Annotated in this window: 4 protein-coding genes and 1 pseudogene; 2 read left to right on the top strand and 3 right to left on the bottom strand. The window is 69.4% G+C overall.

The genetic code is table 11. The features are described from left to right. A pseudogene (locus tag WBP48_RS13335) lies at window positions 1–210 on the top strand (TetR/AcrR family transcriptional regulator); the annotation flags it as partial. 30 nt (window positions 211–240) lie between these two features. Here the strand turns inward: WBP48_RS13335 and serA are convergent. From serA to WBP48_RS13320, 3 genes are all read right to left on the bottom strand, one after another. Further along, a complete protein-coding gene (gene serA / locus WBP48_RS13330; RefSeq protein ID WP_424441203.1) occupies window positions 241–1845 on the bottom strand; it encodes a phosphoglycerate dehydrogenase in 1605 nt (534 codons plus the stop codon). 85 nt (window positions 1846–1930) lie between these two features. Then, a complete protein-coding gene (locus WBP48_RS13325; protein ID WP_424441201.1) occupies window positions 1931–2278 on the bottom strand; it encodes a bacitracin resistance protein in 348 nt (115 codons plus the stop codon). Then, on the bottom strand, window positions 2275–2781 hold the full coding sequence (locus WBP48_RS13320) for a DNA polymerase III subunit gamma/tau (RefSeq protein ID WP_424441199.1): 507 nt from the start codon (window positions 2779–2781) through the stop codon (window positions 2275–2277). Before WBP48_RS13320 ends, WBP48_RS13325 begins: the two co-directional genes overlap by 4 nt. Window positions 2782–3160: 379 nt before the next feature. Here WBP48_RS13320 and WBP48_RS13315 point away from each other — a divergent pair, with 379 nt between their 5' ends. Then, on the top strand, window positions 3161–3379 hold the full coding sequence (locus tag WBP48_RS13315) for a hypothetical protein (RefSeq protein ID WP_424441197.1): 219 nt from the start codon (window positions 3161–3163) through the stop codon (window positions 3377–3379). The last annotated feature ends 225 nt before the right edge of the window (window positions 3380–3604 follow it).

Genomic DNA, 3604 nt, shown 5'->3' with positions numbered 1-3604 from the left:
GCCCTGCGCCGCGCGCGAGCGCGATGGGCGCGGGCCCTCCGCCCCCACGTCCGCGATGAGACCGCGCTCGACCTCGTGCTGCTCGTGAGTGACGGCCTGTACTTCAACAACACACTGAGCATCAGCGCCGCCGCCGGGCCGGTGCCCCGCGGAGCCGCGCTCGACGCGCTGATCGCGCTCGTCGAGCGCGCCGTCACGCCCGTGGCCTGAGCACCCGACTCGCCGGGAGCGGGCGGCGGCTCAGGACTCGATGATCTCGATCTGCCGGAACAGGTCGGCACCGACGGCGTCTCGCATCTCGGCGAGGAGCGCATCGGGCACCGGCGAATCGACCGTCAGCACCGAGAGCGCACGGCCGGTGGCGTCGGGCTGCGCGACGAAGAGCCCGGCGATGTTGATGCCGGCATCCCCCAGCTTCTGTCCGTAGATCGCGACGATGCCGGGGCGGTCCGCATATCGCATGACGATGTGGTGGTGCTCGATGGGCACCTCGATCTCGTACCCGTTGATGCCGACGATCTTCGGCACCATGCGGGTGCCGGCGAGCGTACCGGCGACCGTGAGGACGGTGCCGTCGGAGAGGGTGCCGCGCAGGATCGTGATGTTGCGGTACAGCGGGCTGTCGGCCTCGACGATCAGGCGGGTCTCGATGCCGCGCTGCTCCGCGAACAGCGGCGCGTTGACGTAGGAGACGTTCTCGCTGACGATCTTCGACAGGATGCCCTTGAGCGCCGCGAGGCGGTAGACGCTTACGTCGTAGGCGGCGAGCTCGCCGCGCACTTCGATGTCGAGACTCGTGAGGGCGCTCGTCGCAAGACCCGAGAACACCTGGCCGAGCTGCTCGACGAGGGCGATGCCCGGGCGCACGAACGGGTCGATGACACCACCGGCGACGTTGACGGCATCCGGCACGAGATCGCCCTCGAGGGCGAGCTTGACCGAGCGGGCCACCGAGACGCCGGCCTTCTCCTGCGCCTCGTCGGTGGAAGCACCAAGGTGCGGGGTGACCACGACGTTCGGCAGGCTCAGCAGCGGGTAGGCGGTGCCCTCCGGCTTCGGCGGTTCGCTCGTGTAGACGTCGAGACCGGCGCCGGCGATCTGACCGCTGGTCAGCGCCGTGTAGAGCGCCGCCTCGTCGATCAGGCCGCCGCGGGCGACATTGACGATGTACGCGGTCGGCTTCATGAGTGCGAACTGCGCGGCGGAGATCATCCCGGTCGTCTCGGGCGTCTTGGGCATGTGGATCGTGACGAAGTCGCTCTGCGCGAGCAACTCGTCGAGGCTCAGCAGGGTGACGCCGAGCTGTTGCGCGCGGGTCGGGGTGACGTAGGGGTCGTACGCGACCACGCTGACGCCGAAGCCCTGCAGTCGTGCCGCGATGAGGCCGCCGATGCGCCCGAGGCCCACGATGCCGACCGTCTTCTCGAAAAGCTCCGTGCCGGTGAAAGAACTGCGCTTCCAAGCGCCTGCCGCGAGCGACGCGTGCGCCGCGGGGATGTGGCGGGCGAGGCTCAGGATGTGCCCAACGGTGAGTTCGGCCGCCGAGATGATGTTCGAGGTGGGCGCGTTGACGACCATGACGCCGGCGGCGGTCGCCGCCTTGATGTCGACGTTGTCGAGACCCACGCCGGCACGCGCGACGACCTTGAGACGGGATGCCGCGGCGATCGCCTCGGCATCCACCTTCGTCGCCGAGCGGACGAGGATCGCGTCCGCCTCGGCTATCGCCGACAGCAGCGCGGAACGGTCGGTGCCGTCGACGGAGCGGATGTCGAAGTCGGGCCCGAGGGCGTCGATCGTGGCGGGTGAGAGTTCTTCGGCGAGGAGGACGACGGGCTTTGACACAGCGGTGCTTTCGTAATGAGAGTGGGGAAGCCACCAGCCTAGCGGGCGGGTCAGATCGCACCGATCGCATACGACCGGGGATATGTCACCCCAGCATCGACGCTCCCGCGACGGCGCTGTACGCGACGATGTCGAGCCAGAACACCGCGACGACGGCGAGGCCCGTGAGCATCACGAGGGCGAACTCCCACCACGGGCGGCGCCAGCCGACGGCGAAGGCGACGCCGAACGCCAGGACGGGAAAGGCGACCGCCAGCAGCAGGACGAACCAGCCGTAGCCGTTGAGCGAGAGGGTCCCGCTCGCCTGCGCAACGAGGAAGTCGACGGCGTTCCACACCGCATACGCATAGAAGAGCCCGAACAGCCCCGCGATCGTTACGATGATCCACGTCGGCGTCCGGCGGACCGCCGTCTCGCGGTCCGCGACGCTCACTGGCCCACCGCCCCGACGAACATGAACGGCCACGGGATCAGCAGCGCGAGGCCCCCGATCAGCCACACGAGCCTTACCCACGCCTTGGCTCCCCGCGTGAGCACATACGCCGTCAGGAACCACAGCGCGGGCGCGACGACCGCCAACCAGAACGCGAACCGATAGCCGACCGGGCTCACGAGAAACTGCGCGGTGCCCTGCAGTCGCAGCCCACCGATGATCCCGCCCACCGTGAACAGTGCGTAGGCGCCACCGAGGATGCCGAGACTCACGAGCACGGCGTTGCTGAGCGGTGCGGGCTCACCCGGGAGCGTCACGGTGCCGTCGGCCTCGATGCGGCCCACCTCATCGCTGCCACGGCCGACCGCCGTGAAGCCGAGCGGAAGCGCGGGCGGCGCGGCCTCGCGTCCTGGCGCGGGTTCTGGCTCCGGGGCGGGACGCGATCCGACATCGAGCGTCGGGTCGTCGTCGCCGCCCCAGCTCAGGGCGTCGTCTCGGGACATTCCCTCAGAATACCGACGCTACTGAAGCGTGTATCGACCTCGCACGACCCGCAGTGGCACACCGCCGAGATCGTCGACGTCGAGTTCGGGCGGCAGCGGTGCAGCGGGGTCGAGTCACCTCGAGGACGGGAACGCCGTCCCGCTGCTTGACAGCCCTCGAGCGCCATGAGCCGCTCGGAGCGCGACTGTGCCGCCGCGGAACTTGTCGCGTTCTTCCTCAGTCGGCTTACCGGAGTCACCTGTCCGGTGCGCAATCGAGCGGAGCCGTCGTGCCTCGCTGGTCCCGCACCTCGCGAACTGCTCGCCGGCATCGAAGCCGCACGCGCTGGGCTCGCCACTCCGGGCGCGTCCTTCGGGTCGTCGCCGCATCCCCTCCTCGATGGTGCGCTTCTGGCCGCCGCCGCCGGCGCACGGCCCGCCCACCTATCGCTATGCGCGCGCCCAGGTCGGCCGCGACGCTGAGCTCGCCCCATACGACCTGCCGGACGAGCTCGCCGAACGGTGCGTCGTGTGCTTCGAGGTCAATCCCTCGCACGGTTACCCGTGGCACGAGACGGAGCCGAACCTCCCATCGCGGATGCGCTCACCCGCTGGCTGAGTGCAGCCGCGTAGCCCTCGATAGCCCACCATCGCCCGTCGGATTCCGTTATGGCTTTGTGATCTCCGGGCGCCGTGGGGGCCGGTTCTGAGCGGTTCGAATGTCGGAGGTCCTGCTTATCGTGGGGGGTATGAACCGGTTCCGGGCACGTCTCTCCTCGGCGGATGTTGATCCGTTGGAGGAGTTGTGGGGTGGGCCGGATGCGGTGTCCGCGTATCTGGACGC

This window comes from Microbacterium sp. (genome assembly GCF_049661145.1).
GTDB lineage: Bacteria > Actinomycetota > Actinomycetes > Actinomycetales > Microbacteriaceae > Microbacterium.
Note: the sequence above shows the minus strand (reverse complement) of the source record. Positions and strands in the feature narration are given on the sequence as shown.

Bases quoted from the DNA above. Each gene is read 5' to 3' on its own strand.
- WBP48_RS13320 (WP_424441199.1), bottom strand. From the start codon at position 2,781: ATGTCCCGAGACGACGCCCTGAGCTGGGGCGGCGACGACGACCCGACG.
- WBP48_RS13315 (WP_424441197.1), top strand. From the start codon at position 3,161: ATGGTGCGCTTCTGGCCGCCGCCGCCGGCGCACGGCCCGCCCACCTAT.